The sequence below is a fragment of the Rhizobium sp. NZLR8 genome, from assembly GCF_019685025.1.
Taxonomy (GTDB): Bacteria; Pseudomonadota; Alphaproteobacteria; order Rhizobiales; family Rhizobiaceae; genus Rhizobium.
This window is the reverse complement of record NZ_JABDVY010000027.1, coordinates 14,657-35,105: the sequence shown is the minus strand read 5'-3', so window position 1 is coordinate 35,105 and position 20,449 is coordinate 14,657. Positions and strand designations below refer to the sequence as shown.

The window sequence follows — 20,449 nt, the reverse complement described above, 5'->3', positions numbered from 1 at the left end:
CTGCCGTCGATGCCGGTTATGCGCCGAACGACTGGCAGGTCGGCCAGACCGGCAAGGTGGTGGCGCCTGATCTTTACATTGCCGCCGGCATCTCCGGCGCCATCCAGCATCTGGCCGGCATGAAGGATAGTAAGGTCATCGTCGCCATCAACAAGGACGAGGAGGCGCCGATCTTCCAGGTTGCCGACTATGGCTTGGTCGCCGACCTGTTCGAGGCCCTGCCGGAATTGGAAAAGGCGCTCTAAGCGCATGCCGCGCAAAACTGTGCAGCGGTTTTGCGGATAACGACATGCGTAAAGCGAAGACCTAAAGCGCGAGAAGCGAATCGAAAGATTCGCAACGCGCTTTAAACGCGTCAAATGCTTTTCTTTCGCACTTGCGAATGACTGGAAAATTATCTTTTATCGGGCTACTACTGCTGCCGGGCGATCCTTCGTCCGGCAGTATTGCTAAAAAATGCGGCAGCGCGGGGGCGAATGCCGTGCGGGGGTTTGGAGATGAATGCGGTGTTGAAGAATATTGGTATTATCGGTGCCGGCCAGATGGGCTGCGGCATCGCGCATGTTTCGGCCGCCGCAGGTTACAGGGTTCACATTTACGATCTCTCCCAGGATCGCATCGAATCCGGCCTTGCCACCGTCAACGGCAACCTTGCCCGCCTGGTGACGAACGGCAAGATGACCGAAGAGGAACGCAAGTCGACTTTGTCGCTCATCACAGGCTCGTCCGATGTCAATGATCTCGCCCCGTCCGATCTCGTCATCGAGGCCGCCACCGAGGATGAAACGGTCAAGCGCAAGATCTATGCGCAGGTTTGTCCGGTCCTGAAGCCCGAGGCGCTGCTTGCCACCAACACCTCTTCCCTTTCCATCACCCGGCTAGCTGCCGCCACTGACCGCCCCGAACGCTTCATGGGCATACATTTCATGAACCCGGTGCCGGTGATGAAGCTGGTCGAACTGGTGCGCGGCATCGCGACCGATGAAAAGACCTTCTCGGCCGCCAGGGAATTCGTCGGCACGCTGGAAAAGACCATCACCGTGGCCGAGGATTTCCCGGCCTTCATCGTCAACCGCATCCTGCTGCCGATGATCAACGAGGCGATCTATACGCTCTATGAAGGCGTCGGCACGGTCGATGCCATCGATACGGCGATGAAGCTCGGCGCCAACCATCCGATGGGGCCGCTGCAGCTTGCCGATTTCATCGGCCTCGACACCTGCCTTTCGATCATGCAGGTGCTGCACGACGGCCTGGCGGACTCGAAATACCGTCCCTGCCCGCTGCTGGTGAAATATGTCGAGGCGGGCTGGCTCGGACGCAAGTCCGGACGCGGCTTCTATGACTATCGGGGTGAAGTGCCGGTCCCGACGCGCTAGAGCTTGAAGCCGAAAAGTGTGAGCGGTTTACTTATGACATCATGCTCTAGCTCTTTAATGTAGAACGATGATTTTAGGCCGACCGGGCCTAAAATCATCCTGTTCTAAGCGGGTGTCGCCCGAAAGGGCGAATGGACGGCCCGCCCGCGAAATGCTTTCTTGCCGTGAACGGGAGGGAACGCCATGTCGACTGAAACACCAATGTTCCTGCTGCAATGCTGCGTGCTCATCGGGCTTGCGGGTGTCTTCCTCATTAAAGGAGACGGAGACTCCTGACGGGCTCCTTAATGCATGCCGCCCGGAAGTGTAAGCGATTCGCAACGACATGCATCAAAACAAAGAGCTAAAGCGCGCCGCATGAATCAAATTTGATGCGACGCGCTTTAGGATCCGATCGCGCCCTTGATCAGCGTCTTGGCATCTTCGCTGTCCCAGGCAGCCGGGCCGTTCATCGCTGAAATCAGGCAGCCCTTGTCGTCGAGCAGCAGCGTCACCGGCAGGCCGAAAGCGAGACCTTCCTTCTTTAAGCTATTGAAGACGCCGATCGTATTGTCGCGGTAAAGCTGCAGCGCATCGACGCCGATCTCGCTCAGGAAGGCCTTCGGCTTCTCGTCGTCACCGGTATCGATATTGACCGGTACGACCTGGAACTTGTCGCTCCCCATACCCTTTTCCAGCGCGTTCAGCGCCGGCATCTCCTCGCGGCAGGGCACGCACCACGTGGCCCACAGATTGAGAAGCACAGTCTTGCCAGTAAAATGATCGAGCGTCATCGCCTTGCCGTCAGGGCCGTTGAATGTAACCGCAGTCAGCTTGCGCGGTTCGTTGGCGGCGACCATGGCGGCGACCTGCCCCTTCATCAGCGGCGTCAGATTGGCAGCGCGTTCCCTAGCCAGCGCGCATTCGGCCGAAGCGGTATTGCCGATGCCATTGCCAATCCCCGTCTCCTTCACGTATACCGCTGCCGCACCGGCAACAACGCCTGCAACGGCGGCGATTGCGATCAATTTTACGGACGGCAGGCCGAAGGGTTTTCTCGTCGTCATTTCATTCTCCAGGACGGGCATCTTCCATGGCCGAGAGCAAAACCGAAACCAAATCCTCCAACCAGATGTGGGGCGGGCGCTTCGCTTCCGGCCCGGACGCGATCATGGAGGAGATAAATGCCTCGATCGGTTTCGACAAGAAGCTATTCGCGCAGGATATCCGCGGCTCGATCGCCCACGCGACCATGCTCGCCCATCAGGGGATCATTTCCGCTGACGATAAGGACAAGATCGTTCACGGGCTAAACACGATCCTGTCAGAAATCGAAAGCGGCAATTTCGAATTCTCGCGACAGCTCGAAGACATTCATATGAATGTCGAAGCGCGCCTGGCGACGCTGATCGGACCGGCAGCCGGCCGGCTGCACACCGCCCGCTCGCGCAACGATCAGGTAGCGCTCGACTTCCGCCTCTGGGTGAAGGAAGAGCTTGAGAAAACTGAACGGATGCTGACCGGCCTGATCGCCGCCTTCCTCGACCGCGCCGAGGAACATGCCGAAAGCGTCATGCCGGGCTTCACCCATCTGCAGACCGCCCAGCCCGTGACCTTCGGCCATCACTGCATGGCCTATGTCGAAATGTTCGGCCGTGACCGCTCGCGCGTGCGCCACGCCATCGAGCACCTGGACGAAAGCCCGATCGGCGCGGCAGCCCTTGCCGGCACCGGTTATCCGATCGACCGCCATATGACTGCCAAGGCGCTCGGTTTCCGCGAGCCGACCCGCAACTCCATCGATACGGTCTCCGACCGCGACTTCGCCATCGAGTTCCTGTCGATCGCCGCAATTGCTGGTATGCACCTTTCGCGTCTGGCGGAAGAGATCGTCATCTGGTCGACCCCGCAATTCGGTTTCGTCCGTCTCTCCGACGCCTTCTCGACCGGCTCCTCGATCATGCCGCAGAAGAAGAATCCGGATGCCGCCGAACTGGTGCGCGCCAAGACCGGCCGCATCAACGGCTCGCTGGTGGCCCTTCTGACGATCATGAAGGGCCTGCCTCTCGCCTATTCCAAGGACATGCAGGAAGACAAGGAACAGGTGTTCGACGCGGCCGAGAGTCTGGAACTGGCGATTGCCGCCATGACCGGTATGGTGCGCGACATGACCGTCAACACCGCGCGCATGAAGGCGGCGGCCGGTTCCGGCTACTCGACGGCGACCGATCTTGCCGACTGGCTGGTGCGCGAAGCGGGCCTCCCCTTCCGTGATGCCCATCACGTCACCGGCCGCGCCGTCGCACTTGCCGAAAGCAAGAGCTGCGACCTTGCCGAACTTCCGCTCTCCGACCTGCAGGCGATCCATCCCGACATCACCGACAAGGTCTACGACGTGCTGACCGTCGAGGCCTCGGTCGCCAGCCGCAAGAGCTTCGGCGGCACGGCGCCGTCCGAGGTACGCAGGCAGATCGCCTTCTGGCGCGCCCGTAACTGAAATGTCAGGCGGCGAAAGCCGCCGCGATCTTGCCGTCTACGCGGGAAGACCGTCCAACAATCAGGGTGCACAAGGCGGATAAACTTCGCTATGAAGATCTCCATCATCCGCCATGAATGATGCCATCAAATGCCGCCGAAGAGGATATCCATGCAGAAGAGCTTGCCGTACCTCATCCGCCTGACGGCGGTTCTCGCCGTCATCGGCCTTGCCGTTGCCGGATGCGGGCGCAAGGGCGACCTCGATCCGCCGAGTGCTGCGGCAACCAAGGAAGGTGACGTTTCCAAGCCGACGAAAAAGCCGGGAACCGTCGACAAGCCCTTCCTTCTCGATCCCCTTCTTTAAGGCACAAGCCCGTGAACCATTTCGAGTACCGAGACGGCGTCCTGCATTCCGAGAACGTCCCCGTTCCCGAGATCGCCAAGGCGGTCGGCACACCTTTTTATGTCTATTCCACCGCAACGCTAGAGCGCCATTACCGCGTCTTTTCGGAAGCATTCGCGGACATGGACTCGATGGTTTGTTATGCGATGAAGGCGAACTCTAACCAGGCGGTGCTGAAGACACTCGGCCGCCTCGGCGCCGGTATCGACGTCGTCTCCGAGGGCGAGCTGCGCCGCGCGCTCGCTGCCGACATTCCCGCCAGCCGCATCATGTTTTCGGGTGTCGGCAAGACGCCGCAGGAGATGGATTTCGCTCTCGAGGCAGGCATCTACTGTTTCAACGTCGAATCCGAGCCCGAGCTCGAAATCCTCAATCAGCGCGCCATCAAGGCCGGGACGAAAGCGCCGGTCTCCTTCCGCATCAACCCTGACGTCGATGCAAAAACCCATTCCAAGATCTCGACCGGCAAGAAGGAAAACAAATTCGGCATCTCCTGGGAGCGTGCCCGCGCCATCTATGCCCATGCCGCCAAGCTGCCGGGCATCGAGGTCACCGGCATCGACATGCATATCGGCAGCCAGATCACCGAATTGCAGCCCTTCGACGACGCCTTCAGGCTGTTGCACGATCTTGTCGCGACGCTGCGTGCCGACGGCCACACCATCGATCACGTCGATATCGGCGGCGGTCTCGGCATCCCCTATAAGGACGACAACAATCCGCCGCCGCTGCCGGATGCCTATGCGGCCATAGTCAAGAACCAGTTGCGCGGCCTCAACTGCAAGATCATCACCGAACCCGGCCGCCTGATCGTCGGCAATGCCGGTATCCTGGTGACCGAGGTTCTCTATGTGAAGGATGGCGGCGAAAAGACCTTCGTCATCGTCGATGGCGCGATGAACGATCTCATCCGCCCGACGCTCTACGAGGCCTATCACGAGATCCGCCCGGTGACGATTTCGGCGGCGAACGCCCCGCGCATCCGCGCCGACGTCGTTGGCCCCGTCTGCGAGACCGGCGATTATTTGGCACTCGACCGCGAGATGGCGATGCCGAAGCCCGGCGACTTGATGGCCGTCAGCACTGCCGGCGCTTACGGCGCGGTCCAGGCCGGCACTTATAATAGCCGGCTGCTGGTGCCCGAAGTTCTGGTCAGAGGCAGCGATTTCCATACGATTCGCCCGCGCAGAACCTATGCCGAACTGATCAGCCTCGACTCCGTTCCGGCCTGGCTCGATTAAAGCATGATGCCGAAAAGTGTATACGGTTTTCTCATGACATCGTGCTCTAACTATTTAATTTAGAACAGGATCCAGATTTTAGGCCGAGTGGGCCTATCATCACCCTGTTCTAAAGCATGTCGCGCAAGAGTGTGCAGCGCACGACTGCGTAAAACAAAGACTTAAAGCGTGGGGAGCAATCTGAAAGATCGCGACGCGCTTTAACCAGCCATCACTTTTTGGCGAATTAACGTGAAAAGCCGGTATGGCCGGCCGCTCGCCCTCGCCTTCGCCACAAAGAGTGTTATCCTTGTCAGTCATGAGCGTATTGCCCTGCAATCGCCGGAAGCGCCCTCTGTTTCAGAACGCCAGATCGCGGAGACCGGACCGATGACAAGCCCCTCAAGGCAGAGGAAAGGTGCATTTGCGCTCCGCCCCTCGCTTGCCCGGCTGGTGACGACAAAACGCCTGCTGGCGCGTGTTGTGCTGTTTTTCGAGCAGTTACTGCCACCTTTGATGCCGGTTCTGGCAGTGATCGCCTTCTATCTCTCCGTCTCCTGGTTCGGCATCTTTCGCAGCGTGCCTGACTGGCTGCGCATCCTGCTGCTGATTGCCTTTGCCGCTGCTTTTGTCGTCTCGCTCCTGCCCTTCCGCACTCTGCGCTGGCCGAAGGTCGCCGAAGCCGACCGCATGCTGGAAGAGCGCAACGGCCTGCCGCACCAGCCGGTCACCGTCCAGGAAGACGAGCCGGCCTTCGATACGCCCTTCGCCCGGGCGCTCTGGCGCGAGCACCAGACGCGCATGGCCGAAAAGATCGCTGCACTCGATGCCGGACTGCCGCGGCCTGATATCGCCGTGCATGACCGTTTCGCGCTGCGCGCCGTGCCGGCGCTGCTGCTGGTCACCGCCTTTGCCTATTCACTGTCGATCAACGGCGGCTCGATCGGTGACGCGTTGCAGGCAGCATCCGAGCACGTCACCGTCGATCCGGCCGTGCGCATCGACGCCTGGGTGACGCCGCCCTCCTACACCGGCCGCGCCCCGGTCTATCTGACCGCTGACGGCAGCGAGCAGGGGTCGATCGGCATTCCGCAGTTTTCCGGCCTCACTGTGCGCGTCAGCGGCGGCAAGACAGCCGAAAAGGTCGTATTCCGCAAGGCAAACGGCGAGGCGCAGGATATCGCCGTGCAGGCGGATACCAAGCCGCAGCAGGCGGCGGCATCCGGCAGTCAACAGCCGAATACGGTCCCAACCGGCCAGGTCCCGGCCAACCAGGCTCCCGTCGCCCAGACCCATGTGATGAAGCTCGAGGAGAATGGCGCCCTCGAAGTCAACGGTCGCCGCTGGAGCTTCGAGGTTCTCCCCGACAAGGCGCCGGAAATTGCTTTCGACGGCATGCCGAAACCCAGCGTCAACGGCGCGCTTGAAATCGGCTTTACCGTCAAGGACGACTACGGCGTCCAGGAGGCGCATGCGGAGATCGTTCCCGTCGAAACCGATCCGACGGCGACGCCGCTCTATCCCTTGCCGGAATACCGGCTGGATATTCCCCGCCGTAACGCCCGTGACGCCAAGGGCGTGACCAGCCGCAACCTGACCGAACATCCGCTTGCCGGAAAGCGCGTGCGCGTGACGCTCGTCGCCAAGGATGGCGCCGGCCAGACCGGCCGCAGCCCGCCGTATGAGATGACCTTGCCGTCGCGGCCCTTCAACGAGCCGCTTGCCGCCGCCGTCGCCGAGGAACGGCAGGTTTTCGCGCTCGACACCCGCAAGATGCCGCAGGCGATCGCACTGAACGAGGCGCTGACCATCCGTCCCGAGGAGACCATCCCCAAGCTCACCAACTATCTCCTGCTGGAATCCGCTTTGACGCGCATGAAGCTCGCAAAGGGTGAGGATGCACTCAAGGATACGGCCCAATATCTCTGGGAGATTGCACTCGGCATGGAGGACGGCGATCTTTCGCTTGCCGAGCGCAAGCTGCGCGAAGCCCAGCAGAAGCTTGCCGACGCATTGGACCGCAACGCCCCCGACGCCGAGATCAAGAAGCTGATGGATGAGCTGCGCAAGGCGATGCAGGACTATATGACCGAGCTTGCCCAACGCATGCAGAACGCGCCGATGCAGCCGAACCAGAATGCGCAGAACATCCTGCGCCAGCAGGATCTGGAACGGATGATGGACCAGATCGAGAATCTCGCCCGCTCCGGCAATCGTGACGCCGCCCAGCAGATGCTGTCGGAATTGCAGCGGATGATGAACAATCTGCAGGCCGGCCGCCCGCAGCGCGGCCAACAGAGCCAGGAAAACAGCGAGGCCCGAAAGCAGATCGACAAGCTCGGCGAGATTCTGCGCGACCAGCAGAAGTTGATGGATCAGACCTTCCGCCTCGATCAGCAGCTCAGGGACCGCATGCAACGCGGTGAACCCGATATGGGTGAAAACGATCCGCTGCTCGACGAGATGAACCCCGGAGAAAACGGCGAACCGCAGGATCAGCAGCAGGGCCAGCAAGGCAAAGACGGCCAGCAGCCCTCCGACCAGATGACCGCCGAGCAGTTGCGCGAGGCATTGAAGCAGCTGCGCGCTCAGCAGGATGCGCTCGGCAGGCAGCTCGGCGAATTGCAGAAGGGCCTCGGCGAGATGGGCATGAAGCCTGGCCCGGGCTTCGGACAGGCGCAACGCGAGATGGAAGGCGCCGGTCGCGAACTCGGCCAGGGGCATGGCCAGCCGGCCATCGAAGGCCAGGGCCGCGCGCTCGAAGCACTTCGCCAGGGCGCCCGCGACATGATGAACCAGATGATGCAGGCGCAAAAGGGCCAGCAAGGGCAGGGTCCGAACGGCCAGATGAGCCAGGGCGGCGACCAAAATGGCCGCGACCCGCTCGGCCGGCCACGCCCCCCGGGACCGGATTTCGGCGACAACAGCGTGAAGGTTCCCGACGAGATCGACGTTCAGCGCGCCCGAGAAATCCTCGACGCGATCCGCGAGAAGCTCGGCAACAATCCGCCGCAGGAAATGGAACGGCGGTATCTCGAACGGTTGCTGGACATCCAGTAAGCTGACGCCACCGTGACATGACACGCGCACCGGCGCAGGGATTTTAGGCCGGATCGGCATAAAATTTGAATCCGGATCTCATCAAGAAAACGAGCGGAATACCGTCCAAAAACCGTACTCAGTTTTCACCGTCATGCTCTGATACATGTCATCACGACGTGTGCAGCTGTTCCGGGATGACGACATGCATGAAAATAGAGAGCTTTAAGCGACCAGCGCTCGGGCGACCGCTTTGCGGATATCGGGAAGCGCGAATGGTTTGGCGACGACGTCGATAATCTTTTCGGCAAGATCGTCGGCCCGTTCGCGCTGCTCGGCATAGCCGGTCATCAGCAGGATCTTCAGGCCGGGAAAGGCGTCTTTTGCCTGATGGGCGAGTTCGATGCCGTCCATCACGGGCATGCGGATATCTGAAAGCAGCAGATCGTAGACCCCTTCCCTGAGCTTCTCCAGGCCCTCGGCCCCGTCGGCCGCCTCATCGGTCTCGTGGCCATCAAGCCGCAGGGCTCGGGCTACGAAGGACCGCAGGGAGTCCTCGTCTTCCGTGATCAGAATTCTTGCCATATGTGCATTGCTCCGTGGTCAGCCCCGCGACGGAAATCACCAGGATTTCCTTTTCGATCGGTAAAGATCAGGAAGCGATGGACGAGATGGTTAACAACCCGTCTCGGGCGGCAAGGCAGCGGCGGACGTCTTTCGAACCACTTTGAAGTCGCTCAGGCGTCCCCGGTAACCACGCCGACGAAGGGCAGTTCGCGAAAGGCATAGGCGACATCCATGCCGTAACCGACGACAAAATAGTCAGGGCATTCGAAGCCGACATAATCGGCCTCCAGCTTTTCCTTGCGCTTGACGCGCTTATCGAGCAGCACGGCGATCGTGACGTTGCGCGCGCCGCGCTCGAACAGCAATTCCTTGGCAAACAGCAGCGTCCGGCCGGATTCGAGGATATCGTCGATCAACAGGACGTCGCGGCCATGGACGTCGCTGTCGATATCCTTGACGATGCGCACGCCCTGCGAGACCGTGCCGATGCCATAACTCGACAGCGTGATGAACTCGACCTCCGGTGCAAGCCCGCTATCGTGCAGGGCGCGGATCAGGTCGGCGGCGAAGATGAACGAACCCTTGAGCACGGCGATGACAAGCAGGTCCTGGGTCGGGCCATTGGCGATCTCCCGGGCCATCGAATGATTGCGCTCGGCGATCTGCTCGGCAGTAAAGAGCGGCTCGATATTTTTTCCGCGCACGACAGGCATAAGGGCTTGCTCCATGAAAAGAAGGGTAAGCCGTTAGCACATATGCGAGCGTGAAACAGCCTCACCCGCCATGAAATTAACCAGATTGGCGCGCGTTGCGGCGGGAAAATCACCCAATCCACGTTCGAGCGCTCTCTATGGCAGGAACGACAGCCGGACCTCCGGCAGTTTTCCGCCGGCATGCTGGACACGGGCCGAGAAACCCCGGCTCTGGCCGCCATAAATGACATCGGCCGGCGGATTGATGATGATGCTTGCGGTCAGTCGCTCGTCGGTCACGAGATCGGCACGGATCGGACGCACCGTCTGCGTCGTGCCGCTGTCATTTTCGAGGATGCCGTTGATGACCAGCACGCGCATGCCGTTCGCGTCGCGCGGCGCCACCGTCACATGGGTGAAATGCAGCGGCGCTCCGGAATAGGCCCGCTCGGCGGCAAGGCCGGAAAAGCCGCCCGCAAGCCCGAAGACCAGCACGGCGAGCGCCAGCACCAGCCCTGCGAAGCTCCGCATCGACGCGCGCTGCAGGAAGGCTTCCACGTCCCGCAGAACAGTTGCAGTCACTGGCGTCAGCGGCGGCTGTGCTGCGTGTGCGCCAGCAGCGCGCTTGCGGTTGTCGTTATAGGTTCTTGCGGTAAATTCCTTCGGTCGGACTTTGCCGAGCGTCACGAATTCGGCGTCGGAAATATCGGCAGGACGCGCCGCACGGTACTGGCGGGCGGCGGGTTCCGGCGGCAGGAAATCATAGGCCTGGCCCGGTGTCCGGCGACTGAAGGAGGATGCTTCCATGGTGGCTGCCTCGCAGATGTCCACATGGTTTCGCTGCCAGGGGAAATCTTGGCATTGAAACGAATCCCGCTCAGTCGTAAATTTTAATGGTTAATGCTTCGCAAAGATCGCCATCAAACGGGCGTCTTTCCGGCAAAATTTACCGGCTGTTAACGGTGTTGGTTAACAAGTCACGCGGTGAAACCCACAACAGACTGAGCTGCACGTTGATCCATTTCGAGAATGTCGGTTTGCGCTATGGCATGGGCCCGGAAATCCTCCGGGACCTGACCTTCGACATTCCGAAGAAATCCTTTCAGTTCCTGACAGGCCCATCGGGCGCAGGCAAGACGTCGCTGCTGCGGCTGCTGTTCATGTCGCTGCAGCCGACGCGCGGCCTGATCCGCATGTTCGGGCGCGACATTTCCGAAATCCCCCGCCCGGAACTGCCGTTGCTGCGCCGCCGCGTCGGCATCGTCTTCCAGGATTTCCGCCTCCTCGATCATCTGACAACCTATGAGAATGTCGCTTTGCCCTTACGCGTGCGCGGTAAGGATGAGAGCTCCTACAAGACCGACGTCCTGGAACTGTTGAAATGGGTCGGCCTCGGCGAACGCATCAACGTGCTGCCGCCCGTGCTCTCGGGCGGCGAGAAGCAGCGCGCCGCGATCGCCAGGGCGCTGATGGACCGGCCGGAGGTGCTGCTTGCCGACGAACCCACCGGCAATGTCGACCCGCCGATGGCCAAGCGCTTGCTCAATCTTTTCCTCGAGCTGAACCGCCTCGGCACCGCAGTTGTGATCGCCACGCATGACCTGGCGCTGATGGAACAGGTGGAAGCTCGCCGCATGATCCTCTCGGGGGGGCATCTCGATATCTATGACTGAGCTCCCATCCAGAAACCCGGACAAGGCGCCTGGTAAGGCTGAGCAGAAACGACCGGAAATGCGCGTGCGTCCGACCGCGCCGATCCTGCCGCCATCCAACATCCAGGGCAGCGCGTTGATGGTGGTCATCGCAATCATGGCCTTTCTCGCCTGCCTGACGCTCGGCGGCGTCAGCATGGTGCGCTCGACGGCAGCAAGCTGGGAGAGCCAGATCTCCCGAGAGATCACCATCCAGATCAAGCCGGACGACAATCTCGACATGGAAAAGGCGCTGACCCAGGCACGCGACCTGGCGCTGACCTTCGTCGGCACCAAGAGCGGCCAGATCGTCGACGAGGCGGCGACCGCCCGCCTGCTCGAACCCTGGCTCGGCCCCGGTCTCGATCTCAAGGATCTGCCCGTTCCCCGCCTCGTCATCATCACCATCGACGAGAGCAATCCACCGGATTTCGATTCGATGCGGGCGTTGCTGAAAGACAGCATCCCGCAGGCAAGCCTCGACGATCACCGCACCTGGGTCGACCGGCTGGTGTCCATGGCGCACACGACCGTCATGATCGGCACAGGCATCCTGCTGCTGGTTTTCACGGCGATGGTGCTCACCGTCGTCTTCGCCACGCGCGGCGCGCTGTCGGGCAATCGTCACGTCGTCGAAGTGCTGCATTTCGTCGGCGCCGAAAGCTCCTTCGTCGCCACCGAATTCCAGAAGCATTTCCTGAAGATCAGCCTCAAGGGCTCGGCAATCGGCAGCGCCCTTGCCGCCCTCTTCTTCGCCACCGCCGGTTTCTGGCAGAGCCGCACGCTCGCCACCCCGGAAACGGACCAGGCGACGGCGCTCTTCGGCACCTTCTCCGTCGGCGTACTCGGTTATGCCGGCATCTTCGCAACGATGATCGTCATTGCGCTCCTGACCACTATCACCGCGCGACTGACCGTCATGCAGACGATCTACGAAATCGATACATTACGCTCGGACCCGACACGCACCGACGGCATCGCGAGTTGATCGTGACCATGCCGTTTTGCCATGAAAGCGTCTGTTCCGTGCCGCAATCAGCGTATAGTCACGATTCATGACCATGGGAGATACGACACCCAACCCGATTCATCAGGACCCCGAGCTTGACCGCCCGGCGGGTTTGCCGCCGCGGCGCGGGCTGATCCGCCGCCTGCTGCGTTGGGGCGGCTTTGCCTGCGTGCTGGCGATCGCCCTGTTGTTCGGCGGTTTCCTGCGTTTCGCCGATTCCGTGACGACGCTTAAGCCTCCGGCCGAGCCGAAGGCAGATGCGATCGTCGTGCTGACAGGGGGTTACCAGCGCATCGATCAGGCCGTGGAGCTGCTGCAGAAAGGTGCCGGCAAGCGTTTGCTCATTTCCGGCGTCCACCCGACGACCACCCCGGCGCAGATCCGCAAGATGACGCAGGGCTCGGCCGATCTCTTCTCCTGCTGTGTCGATATCGGCCACGATGCGATCGACACGATCGGCAATGCCGAGGAAGCTTCGAACTGGATCCACGCCAAGGGATACCGCAGCGTCTTGATCGTCACCAACAACTACCACATGCCGCGAAGCCTCGCGGAGCTCTCCTATGTCGATCCCGATATCGAGTTCATCGCTTATCCCGTGGTCAATTCGGATTTGAAGAGCCGCAACTGGTTCACCGACCCGAATGCGATGCGTGTCATGCTTGCCGAATATGTAAAAGTGCTGCTGACCGGCGCCCGCAACATCACCGGCTTCGGTCGCCACACCGGGCTGCGCTCGGCAAGCGCGTCGAGCGAGAACTGACGCTTTTGCTAGAGCATGATGCCGAAAAGTGTGAGCGGTTTTCTCACGACATCATGTTCCAACTCTTTAATTTAGAGCAGGATTCAGATTTTAGGCCCGGCCTAAAATCTGAATCCTGTTCTGGGACGTCATCAAACGCTTTTTATGCCGAGCAATATCGTGTAGGCCGGTCGCGTGAGCATGCCTCGGGAAAGTTTCATGATCGCCCTGCGTTCCGTCCTCTTCAACACGATCTTCTACGCCAACCTCATCATCCGGATGATCGTTCTCTCGCCATACTATTTCCTGGCGCCGCGCCTGACCGCCTATGCGATCCCGAAAAATTGGGCACGCTCCAACCACTGGCTGATGCGGGTGATCGTCGGCACCACCTTCGAGATCGAAGGCCTGGAGAACCTCCCGGACGGCAGCTACATCCTGGCGCCGAAGCACCAGTCCTTCTGGGATACCTATGCGCTGCTGCCCTGGCTGAAGGACCCGGTCTACATCCTGAAGCGCGAGCTGATGTGGATTCCGCTGTTCGGCTGGTATGCGAAGAAGCAGCGGGTGATCCCGGTTGATCGCGGCGCCCGTGGCAAGGTGATGGTGGAGGTGTTGAAGCGCACGAAACAGGAGCTTTCGACCGGCCGCCAGCTGATCATCTATCCTGAGGGCACCCGTCGCCCGCCGGGCGCCGAGCCGGTCTATAAGTATGGCATCGCCCGCATGTACCGTGATCTCGCCATCCCCGTAGTGCCGATCGTCATGCATCCCGGTCTCTTCTGGCCGCGGCGCAGCATTCGTCGTTATCCCGGCCATTTCAAGGTGAGGATCCTGCCGCCGATCATGCCGGGAATGGATCCGGACGCGTTTTTCGCCCATCTGATCGAGGTGTCGGAGCGGGCAAGCGACGCGCTTCTGCTCGAAACTGTCGAGGCAAATCCGCATCTGCCGCTGCCGCCGACGGCGGTCGAAAGGCTGGCCGAGCTGCGCAGGCTCAAGACGGCGACCGCCTGAAGCATGTCGCGCAAACTGCGCAACGGTTTTTGCGATAATAATCGCGACGCGCGTGAGGATCAAGCGGCGCGCAGCCGCTCCACTTCGTCGACGACCTGCTCCAGCCAATGGTCGCGAATGCCCATCTGCTTCAGATGCATCGCGGTGTTGAAGACATAGGCATCATTCGGGCCTGACTGACCCTTGGCCTGGCTCACCACCCTCGCCGCCTCAAATGCGTCGAGCGTACCGGCATATTGCTCATGGTCGCGATCAGCAATGTAGGTAACCGCCTCCACCCTGCAGCCTCCCGCAAGCTGCAGCCGCACTCGGCGCTCCAGGTAGACATTGGTAACCAGTTCGCGGGCGCGGAGATAATCGATCACCTCATCCCATTTTTCCGGGGAAATGCGGAAAGCCATGCCGCGGCAGGCGCCGCCTCTGTCGAGGCCGAGAACCAGGCCCGGACTGTCGCGCGTACCGCGATGGACAAAGGAACGGACGCAGAGCGAACGCCTGTAGCCGTAGATCAGAGCCTCTGCCCGCTCCATGAACTCGAAGCCCGGATTCCACATCAGCGAACCGTAGCCAAATACCCAAATTTCGTCCATATCGCACGCCAGACCGGAATCACATTTGCGATTCACCATTGGAGAACATCATGGCAGCGTCAAGCCAATCCGGTAGCAGCCAATCCAGCAGCAGCAAGAAATTCTGGTTGCTGGGTGGCGGCGTCCTCCTGGTGATCGCGCTTTATACCGGCGGCTGGTTCTATGCGGCATCGACGCTGAAGACCACGGTGCTGAAGGCGATCGCGCCGCGCGACCAGGCAGGCGTCAGCGCCGAATGCTCCGATATCGAATTCCGCGGCTATCCTTTCCGTATCGGCCTGTTCTGCTCCAAGATCGATGTCGACGACCATGTCAACGGCGTCTCGGCCACCTTCGGCGCGTTGCGTTCGGCAGCGCAGGTCTACGCGCCCGGCAATATCGTCTGGGAGCTCGATTCGCCGGCCGCCATCCGCACCAGCAATGGCCTTTCGATCTCGGCCCAATGGGCAAACCTGCAAGCGAGCCTGGCGACGAGGTTGCGGGGCATTAACCGCAGCTCAACGGTCATCGAGGGCCTGAAGGCGACGGCGGTTTCCTCCTACACCGGCCAGACCATCAGCTTCGATGCCGCTCGCACCGAAATTCATCTGCGCCAGAACGGTGCCGATCTCGACGGCGCGATCTCCGTGCAGGATGCCAACACCGCGATCAAGGACTGGCCGCAAATCTTCCCGAAGCTGTCGGCCAGTATCGATCTGACCGTCGCCGGTAAAGCCGGCCTGATCGACGGCAGTGATCCGAGCGGCCTCAACGGTGCCGCCGGTGAGCTGCGCCGCATCGTCGCCGACATCGGCGACGGCAAAGTGATGACGCTGACCGGCCCCTTTTCCTTCGACGAGCAGGGTCTGCTCTCCGGAAAATTCAAGCTGGAAATCGAACAGCTCGGCCCCTGGGGCGACAGCCTGAAACAGGCCTTTCCGGATATCGCCTCGACCGTCAAAACGGCGACCAAGCTCTTGAAATCGCTTGCCGGCGGCAAAGACAAAGTCTCCGTCGATCTTGTCGTCGATCACGGCAACGCCACCGTCAGCGGCTTCATCCCGCTCGGCCGGATACCGCCGATCTGACCTATGGCGCCTCTCAGCTTATCCGCTTGACGAAGAAGACCTCCGCCACCGACTGCAACCCAGGCAGCTCGATCGCGCCGGTTTCGGTAAATCCGTTGCGGCGATGCCAGTCCTGAGGTCGGCTTTCGTCGCATTCGCTCGAGGTCATCAGCACGCGGGCGCCGTCGCCGCGCATCGCCCCTTCCCAGGCAACAAACAGCGCCGTTCCGACGCCTGAACGGCGGTGGCCGGGAAGGACGCGGATCATCTCCATGTAGGGAATTCTGCCCCAGAAGCGGGAGAAGCGCAGGAAACCGACGATCTCGCCGACTTTCCTGGCAACGAGATATTCGCCAAGCGCCACGCATCGCGACACCCAGGCTTCACCAGCGCTGGCATCCTCGCGAACGAGCCAATCGATATCCGCCTGGCTGGCGCGCGCCACCTCAACCATCGCGGATGGCTACTTCTTGTTATCCAGCGCGTGGCGGCCGAAATCAGGCGCGTCGACATCCTGGCCGGCCTGGACGATCGAGCGGCGGATGGCGCGCGTGCGGGTGAAAAGTTCGAAGATCTTGTCGCCCTCGCCCCAGCGGATCGCGCGCTGCAGAGAGGCGAGGTCCTCCGAGAAGCGCGCCAGCATTTCGAGGATCGCATCACGATTGTGCAGGCAGACGTCGCGCCACATCGTCGGGTCGGAAGCCGCAAGTCGGGTGAAATCGCGAAAGCCCGAGGCGGAGTATTTGATGACTTCCGACTCGGTCACCGTCTCCAGATCGTCGGCGGTGCCGACGATGTTGTAGGCGATGATATGCGGCAGGTGCGAGACGATCGCCAGCACCTTGTCGTGATGCTCCGCATCCATTTCGTCGACCTTCGAACCAAGCGTTTCCCAGAAGCTGCGCAGACGCTTCAGCGCCGTCTCGTCGGTACCGGCGACCGGCGTGAAGATGCACCAACGGCCTTCGAAGAGGCCCGGGAAGCCGGCATCGGGGCCGGATTTTTCGGTGCCGGCCAGTGGATGGCCGGGGATGAAATGCACATTATCAGGCATATGCGGCAGCATCTGCGCGATGACCGAGGCCTTGGTGGAGCCGACATCGGTGACAACAGCCCCGGACTTCAGGCTAGCCGCTATCTCCTTCGCCACGCTTTCCGAAGCGCCGACCGGCACCGAGACGATTACCAGATCGGCATCCCTGACGGCATCGGCCGAAGACGTCGTGTAGCGGTCGCCGAGACCGAGCTCCTCGGCACGCTTCAGCGTATCGGCGCTACGCGTCGCGACGACGATCTCCCGTGCAAGACCAAGCCGCCTGATGTCGTAGGCGAGTGAAGAGCCGATCAGGCCGATACCGATCAGCGCGATACGATCGAACTGGACGTTCATGCCTTGCGTCCCATGAATTCGGTGAGCGCGGCGATGACGCCACGGTTGGCCTCTTCGGGGCCGATGCTCATCCGGAGCGCATTGGCAAAGCCATAGCTGCGCACGGCGCGCAGGATGTAGCCGCGGCTCGTCAGGAGATCGTCGGCATCGGCGGCGCGCTTGCCGTCGATCTCGGGGAAATGAATGAGGACGAAATTGGCGACGGACGGCGTCACCTTCAGGCCGATCGCTTCGAGCGCCTGGGTCAGCGTCTCCACCCACATCTGGTTGAAGGAGACGGCCTGCTGGATGAAGGCCTGGTCGCGGATCGCCGCGGCACCGGCGGCGATTGCCGGCGCGTTCAAATTGAAAGGCCCGCGCACGCGGTTCACAGCGTCGACGATCTCGGCCGGCGCATACATCCAGCCGACCCGCAGCGCCGCCAGTCCGTAGGCCTTCGAGAAGGTGCGGGTCATCACCACGTTGGCATTGGAAGACACGACCTCGATGCCGGCTTCATAATCGTTGCGGCGCACATATTCGGCATAGGCGGCATCGAGCACCAGCACGACATGCTTCGGTAGCCCGGCCTGCAGGCGGCGGATCTCGCTGACTGGGACATAAGTGCCGGTTGGATTGCCGGGATTGGCGATGAAAACGATCTTGGTCTTTTCCGTCACCGCGGCAAGGATCGCATCGACATCGACGGTGTGATCTTTTTCCCTGACGACGACAGGCGTGGCGCCGGCGCCCTGGATCTGGATCTTGTAGACCAGGAAGCCGTGCTCGGTGATGATGCCCTCGTCGCCGGCGCCGAGATAGACATGGCAGAGCAGGCCGAGCAGTTCGTCGGAACCGTTGCCGCAGAGAATGTTTGCCGGGTTGAGGCCGTGCACGGCAGCGATCGCCTCGCGCAATTCAACCGCCTGCCCGTCGGGGTACCGCTCCAGATTGTCGGCAACCGCCTTGAACGCATCGATCGCCTTCGGACTGGCGCCGAGTGGCGTTTCGTTGGACGAAAGCTTGTAGACGCGGGCAACACCCGGTGCATGTTCCTTGCCCGGCACATAGGATGCGATATCGAGAATACCGGGACGCGGAACAGGCTTGCTCATCTCAACGCTCATGGATCGACCTTGGAACTGCCGGAAATTACCAGTCGCATTAAAGCGGAATGCGGTTCTTGTCGAGAGCCGGGCGGCGTCACCGGCTGCGTGTGGTCGGCACGCCATGGGGTGCCAGAACCGGCACGAAGACGCGGCGGGAGGCTCGCGCCGCAACCGGCAGCCCCTGATAGAGCCGCTTCTGCGCCTCGACGATGATGACGCCTGAGAAAGCCGGCCACAACGTCCGCCCGATCCGCTCGAAGGCGCGGCGAAGGCGCAGGATGGTCCTGAGCTTCGAGGGCGGGAAGAACAGCGCTTCGGCCGTCGCGCCCGGGGTGAAATTCGTTTCGCGCAGCAGATGCGTCAGCTGACCGCGGGAATAGGGCCGGCCCGAGCCGAACGGCGTGTGTTCCATCCGCGCCCAGACGCCGCGTCGGTTCGGCACGACGATGACAAGCCGTCCGCCTGGCGCCAGCACCCGCCAGAGTTCCTTCAGCGTCTCGCGCGGGCTTTCGGCGAATTCCAGCGAATGCACCATCAGCACCCGGTCGATCGAGGAATCCGGCAGCGGCAGTTCCTCGTCGAAAATCAGCGCCGTCGACGAGAGCGATCCCATCGGCCAGTTCACCGCGCCCTGCCCGGCCGGCATGAAGGCGAAGGTGCGCTCGGTATCGGCCTGGAAGCGGTCGAGGAAGGGCACGGCATAGCCGAGACCGACCAGACGCTCCTGCGGCAGCCGCACCCAGAGCGAAGACAGCGCCATGGCGATCGACTGCTCGGCAAGGCGCCCAAGCTCGGAGTGGTAGAACTGGCGTAGGTCGACGATATCGGCGTGCATTGCGATAAATGTTATCAGCGGGCGGTTGGACTTCAAGGCCGGAACCTCTACATTTCCGCGAGACTCGCATGACAAGGGATTATTGAACGATGAAACCTTTGGAATTAGACGTTTTTCTCTGCCGCACCGACAATTTCGGCGTTCTCGTCCACGATCCGGAGACAGGCTTTACCGCGGCGATCGACGCGCCGGAAGAGGCGCCGATCCTGCAGGCGGCGACGCGCCGCGGCTGGAAAATCACCCATATCTTCACCACCCATCATCACACCGACCATGTCACCGGCAACCTGGCGCTGAAGGAGCAGTTCGGCTGCGAGATCATCGGCCCGATCAACGAGGCGATCGCCATTCCCGGCCTCGACCGGACGATGGCCGATGGCGACAGCTTCCTTTTCGGCGATCACACGGTCAACGTCATCGAGACGCCCGGCCACACCGCCGGCCATATCTGCTATCACTTCGTCGACGACAAGCTGCTCTTTGCCGCCGATACGCTGTTTGCGCTCGGCTGCGGCCGGCTGTTCGAACGCCCGGCCGCCGACATGTGGCATTCGCTGCAAAAACTGGCCGTGCTGCCCGATGAGACCGCCGTCTATTTCGGCCACGAATACACCCTGTCCAATGCCCGCTTCGCACTGACGGTCGATCCCGACAACGAACGCCTGAAGAGCCGCGCCGCCGAGATCGAGGCCTTGCGCGCCGACGGCAAATTCACCATCCCGACGACGCTGGGGCTGGAAAAGGAGACCAACCCGTTCCTGCGCGCCGCCGATCCGGCGATCCGCCGCAATCTGCTGATGGAAGGCAAGACCAACGAGGAAGTCTTTGCCGAGATCCGCAAGCGCAAGGACAATTTCTGATGTCTCCCGAAGACATCATCCGCGAACTCGCCATGCAGCCGCATCCGGAGGGCGGCTGGTACGCTGAGACGTTCCGCGATACGGCGGGCGGAGAACGCGGCCACTCGACGGCGATCTATTATCTCCTGATCAGAGGACAGCGCTCGCACTGGCATCGCGTCCATGATGCGGTGGAGGTCTGGCATTATTACGCCGGCGCGCCGCTCTCGCTGCATCGCTCTGAAGATGGAACGGCAAGCGAGGCCCTGACGCTTGGAACCGACCTGGCGGCCGGCGAGCGGCCGCAGGTGATCATTCCGGCCAATTGGTGGCAGTCGGCCGAAAGCCTCGGCGATTTCACCCTGGTCGGCTGCACTGTCTCACCGGGCTTTACGTTTTCGAGCTTCGAGATGGCGCCATCAGGCTGGACGCCCGGCGGCTGAAC

The 20,449-nt window shown here is 61.5% G+C and carries 22 protein-coding genes; 13 read left to right on the top strand and 9 right to left on the bottom strand.

Translation table 11 applies throughout. The annotated features are described in order from the left end of the window. On the top strand, window positions 1-245 hold a 245-nt coding region (locus HJB89_RS32770), incomplete at its 5' end, for an electron transfer flavoprotein subunit alpha/FixB family protein (RefSeq protein WP_221131706.1). 252 nt (window positions 246-497) lie between these two features. Then, window positions 498-1,379: a 3-hydroxybutyryl-CoA dehydrogenase gene (locus tag HJB89_RS32765; protein ID WP_207581986.1), complete on the top strand. Its 882-nt coding sequence runs from the start codon at window positions 498-500 to the stop codon at window positions 1,377-1,379. A gap of 383 nt (window positions 1,380-1,762) precedes the next feature. Here HJB89_RS32765 and tlpA read toward each other — a convergent pair whose 3' ends face one another. After that, a complete protein-coding gene (tlpA, locus tag HJB89_RS32760) occupies window positions 1,763-2,425 on the bottom strand; it encodes a thiol:disulfide interchange protein TlpA (RefSeq protein WP_207581987.1) in 663 nt (220 codons plus the stop codon). 26 nt (window positions 2,426-2,451) lie between these two features. On the opposite strand from tlpA, the gene argH reads away from it, so the two are divergent. The 4 genes from argH (at window position 2,452) to HJB89_RS32740 (ending at window position 8,519) form a co-directional block, all read left to right on the top strand. Next, window positions 2,452-3,855, top strand: a complete 1,404-nt coding sequence (gene argH / locus HJB89_RS32755) for an argininosuccinate lyase (protein ID WP_221115546.1) — start codon at window positions 2,452-2,454, stop codon at window positions 3,853-3,855. A gap of 150 nt (window positions 3,856-4,005) precedes the next feature. After that, the gene (lptM, locus tag HJB89_RS32750; RefSeq protein ID WP_221151009.1) at window positions 4,006-4,200 is read left to right on the top strand and encodes an LPS translocon maturation chaperone LptM; all 195 of its coding nucleotides are present in this window, start codon (window positions 4,006-4,008) and stop codon (window positions 4,198-4,200) included. 11 nt (window positions 4,201-4,211) lie between these two features. Beyond that, window positions 4,212-5,480: a diaminopimelate decarboxylase gene (lysA, locus tag HJB89_RS32745; RefSeq protein ID WP_207581990.1), complete on the top strand. Its 1,269-nt coding sequence runs from the start codon at window positions 4,212-4,214 to the stop codon at window positions 5,478-5,480. A gap of 369 nt (window positions 5,481-5,849) precedes the next feature. Then, the gene (locus tag HJB89_RS32740) at window positions 5,850-8,519 is read left to right on the top strand and encodes a TIGR02302 family protein (protein WP_221151008.1); all 2,670 of its coding nucleotides are present in this window, start codon (window positions 5,850-5,852) and stop codon (window positions 8,517-8,519) included. 204 nt (window positions 8,520-8,723) lie between these two features. On the opposite strand, the gene HJB89_RS32735 is transcribed toward HJB89_RS32740, so the two are convergent. From HJB89_RS32735 to HJB89_RS32725, 3 genes are all read right to left on the bottom strand, one after another. Further along, complete coding sequence (locus tag HJB89_RS32735) at window positions 8,724-9,083, bottom strand: response regulator (protein ID WP_003582627.1); 360 nt, start codon at window positions 9,081-9,083, stop codon at window positions 8,724-8,726. Window positions 9,084-9,235: 152 nt separating this feature from the next. Beyond that, window positions 9,236-9,778, bottom strand: coding sequence for a hypoxanthine phosphoribosyltransferase (gene hpt, locus HJB89_RS32730; protein WP_207581992.1), 543 nt, complete (start codon window positions 9,776-9,778; stop codon window positions 9,236-9,238). A gap of 135 nt (window positions 9,779-9,913) precedes the next feature. Then, window positions 9,914-10,564 (bottom strand): hypothetical protein, encoded by a 651-nt coding sequence (locus HJB89_RS32725; RefSeq protein WP_221131702.1) that lies wholly within the window; start codon window positions 10,562-10,564, stop codon window positions 9,914-9,916. Between the two features lie 206 nt (window positions 10,565-10,770). Here HJB89_RS32725 and ftsE point away from each other — a divergent pair, with 206 nt between their 5' ends. From ftsE to HJB89_RS32705, 4 genes are all read left to right on the top strand, one after another. Next, the gene (gene ftsE / locus HJB89_RS32720; RefSeq protein ID WP_003567051.1) at window positions 10,771-11,430 is read left to right on the top strand and encodes a cell division ATP-binding protein FtsE; all 660 of its coding nucleotides are present in this window, start codon (window positions 10,771-10,773) and stop codon (window positions 11,428-11,430) included. Beyond that, window positions 11,423-12,436, top strand: coding sequence for an ABC transporter permease (locus HJB89_RS32715; RefSeq protein WP_221115544.1), 1,014 nt, complete (start codon window positions 11,423-11,425; stop codon window positions 12,434-12,436). The genes ftsE and HJB89_RS32715 overlap by 8 nt, the downstream gene beginning before the upstream one ends. A 67-nt stretch (window positions 12,437-12,503) precedes the next feature. Further along, window positions 12,504-13,220 (top strand): YdcF family protein, encoded by a 717-nt coding sequence (locus tag HJB89_RS32710; protein ID WP_207581995.1) that lies wholly within the window; start codon window positions 12,504-12,506, stop codon window positions 13,218-13,220. Window positions 13,221-13,418: 198 nt separating this feature from the next. After that, complete coding sequence (locus tag HJB89_RS32705) at window positions 13,419-14,216, top strand: 1-acyl-sn-glycerol-3-phosphate acyltransferase (protein WP_207581996.1); 798 nt, start codon at window positions 13,419-13,421, stop codon at window positions 14,214-14,216. A 59-nt stretch (window positions 14,217-14,275) separates the two neighbouring features. Here HJB89_RS32705 and HJB89_RS32700 read toward each other — a convergent pair whose 3' ends face one another. Beyond that, complete coding sequence (locus HJB89_RS32700) at window positions 14,276-14,806, bottom strand: gamma-glutamylcyclotransferase (RefSeq protein WP_207581997.1); 531 nt, start codon at window positions 14,804-14,806, stop codon at window positions 14,276-14,278. A gap of 50 nt (window positions 14,807-14,856) precedes the next feature. Here HJB89_RS32700 and HJB89_RS32695 point away from each other — a divergent pair, with 50 nt between their 5' ends. After that, complete coding sequence (locus tag HJB89_RS32695; protein WP_221140199.1) at window positions 14,857-15,873, top strand: DUF2125 domain-containing protein; 1,017 nt, start codon at window positions 14,857-14,859, stop codon at window positions 15,871-15,873. Between the two features lie 13 nt (window positions 15,874-15,886). Here HJB89_RS32695 and HJB89_RS32690 read toward each other — a convergent pair whose 3' ends face one another. From HJB89_RS32690 to HJB89_RS32675, 4 genes are all read right to left on the bottom strand, one after another. After that, entirely contained in the window at window positions 15,887-16,306 is a 420-nt protein-coding gene (locus HJB89_RS32690) for a GNAT family N-acetyltransferase (RefSeq protein ID WP_221140197.1), read from the bottom strand. Window positions 16,307-16,315: 9 nt separating this feature from the next. Continuing rightward, a complete protein-coding gene (locus HJB89_RS32685; RefSeq protein ID WP_207582000.1) occupies window positions 16,316-17,242 on the bottom strand; it encodes a prephenate/arogenate dehydrogenase family protein in 927 nt (308 codons plus the stop codon). Then, window positions 17,239-18,336 (bottom strand): histidinol-phosphate transaminase, encoded by a 1,098-nt coding sequence (gene hisC, locus HJB89_RS32680; RefSeq protein ID WP_207582001.1) that lies wholly within the window; start codon window positions 18,334-18,336, stop codon window positions 17,239-17,241. The genes HJB89_RS32685 and hisC overlap by 4 nt, the downstream gene beginning before the upstream one ends. A gap of 88 nt (window positions 18,337-18,424) precedes the next feature. After that, entirely contained in the window at window positions 18,425-19,201 is a 777-nt protein-coding gene (locus HJB89_RS32675; protein WP_207582002.1) for a class I SAM-dependent methyltransferase, read from the bottom strand. A 53-nt stretch (window positions 19,202-19,254) separates the two neighbouring features. On the opposite strand from HJB89_RS32675, the gene gloB reads away from it, so the two are divergent. Together gloB and HJB89_RS32665 are read left to right on the top strand one after the other, a co-directional pair. Beyond that, window positions 19,255-20,025 (top strand): hydroxyacylglutathione hydrolase, encoded by a 771-nt coding sequence (gene gloB / locus HJB89_RS32670; RefSeq protein WP_164007856.1) that lies wholly within the window; start codon window positions 19,255-19,257, stop codon window positions 20,023-20,025. Next, complete coding sequence (locus HJB89_RS32665; RefSeq protein WP_207582003.1) at window positions 20,025-20,447, top strand: cupin domain-containing protein; 423 nt, start codon at window positions 20,025-20,027, stop codon at window positions 20,445-20,447. Before gloB ends, HJB89_RS32665 begins: the two co-directional genes overlap by 1 nt. The last annotated feature ends 2 nt before the right edge of the window (window positions 20,448-20,449 follow it).

Bases quoted from the DNA above. Each gene is read 5' to 3' on its own strand.
- HJB89_RS32705 (WP_207581996.1), top strand. From the start codon at position 13,419: ATGATCGCCCTGCGTTCCGTCCTCTTCAACACGATCTTCTACGCCAAC.
- HJB89_RS32700 (WP_207581997.1), bottom strand. From the start codon at position 14,806: ATGGACGAAATTTGGGTATTTGGCTACGGTTCGCTGATGTGGAATCCG.
- hpt (WP_207581992.1), bottom strand. From the start codon at position 9,778: ATGCCTGTCGTGCGCGGAAAAAATATCGAGCCGCTCTTTACTGCCGAG.
- HJB89_RS32715 (WP_221115544.1), top strand. From the start codon at position 11,423: ATGACTGAGCTCCCATCCAGAAACCCGGACAAGGCGCCTGGTAAGGCT.
- HJB89_RS32740 (WP_221151008.1), top strand. From the start codon at position 5,850: ATGACAAGCCCCTCAAGGCAGAGGAAAGGTGCATTTGCGCTCCGCCCC.
- HJB89_RS32665 (WP_207582003.1), top strand. From the start codon at position 20,025: ATGTCTCCCGAAGACATCATCCGCGAACTCGCCATGCAGCCGCATCCG.
- argH (WP_221115546.1), top strand. From the start codon at position 2,452: ATGGCCGAGAGCAAAACCGAAACCAAATCCTCCAACCAGATGTGGGGC.
- HJB89_RS32765 (WP_207581986.1), top strand. From the start codon at position 498: ATGAATGCGGTGTTGAAGAATATTGGTATTATCGGTGCCGGCCAGATG.
- HJB89_RS32710 (WP_207581995.1), top strand. From the start codon at position 12,504: ATGACCATGGGAGATACGACACCCAACCCGATTCATCAGGACCCCGAG.
- HJB89_RS32735 (WP_003582627.1), bottom strand. From the start codon at position 9,083: ATGGCAAGAATTCTGATCACGGAAGACGAGGACTCCCTGCGGTCCTTC.
- lptM (WP_221151009.1), top strand. From the start codon at position 4,006: ATGCAGAAGAGCTTGCCGTACCTCATCCGCCTGACGGCGGTTCTCGCC.
- HJB89_RS32690 (WP_221140197.1), bottom strand. From the start codon at position 16,306: ATGGTTGAGGTGGCGCGCGCCAGCCAGGCGGATATCGATTGGCTCGTT.
- hisC (WP_207582001.1), bottom strand. From the start codon at position 18,336: ATGAGCAAGCCTGTTCCGCGTCCCGGTATTCTCGATATCGCATCCTAT.
- gloB (WP_164007856.1), top strand. From the start codon at position 19,255: ATGAAACCTTTGGAATTAGACGTTTTTCTCTGCCGCACCGACAATTTC.
- HJB89_RS32695 (WP_221140199.1), top strand. From the start codon at position 14,857: ATGGCAGCGTCAAGCCAATCCGGTAGCAGCCAATCCAGCAGCAGCAAG.
- tlpA (WP_207581987.1), bottom strand. From the start codon at position 2,425: ATGACGACGAGAAAACCCTTCGGCCTGCCGTCCGTAAAATTGATCGCA.
- HJB89_RS32685 (WP_207582000.1), bottom strand. From the start codon at position 17,242: ATGAACGTCCAGTTCGATCGTATCGCGCTGATCGGTATCGGCCTGATC.
- HJB89_RS32725 (WP_221131702.1), bottom strand. From the start codon at position 10,564: ATGGAAGCATCCTCCTTCAGTCGCCGGACACCGGGCCAGGCCTATGAT.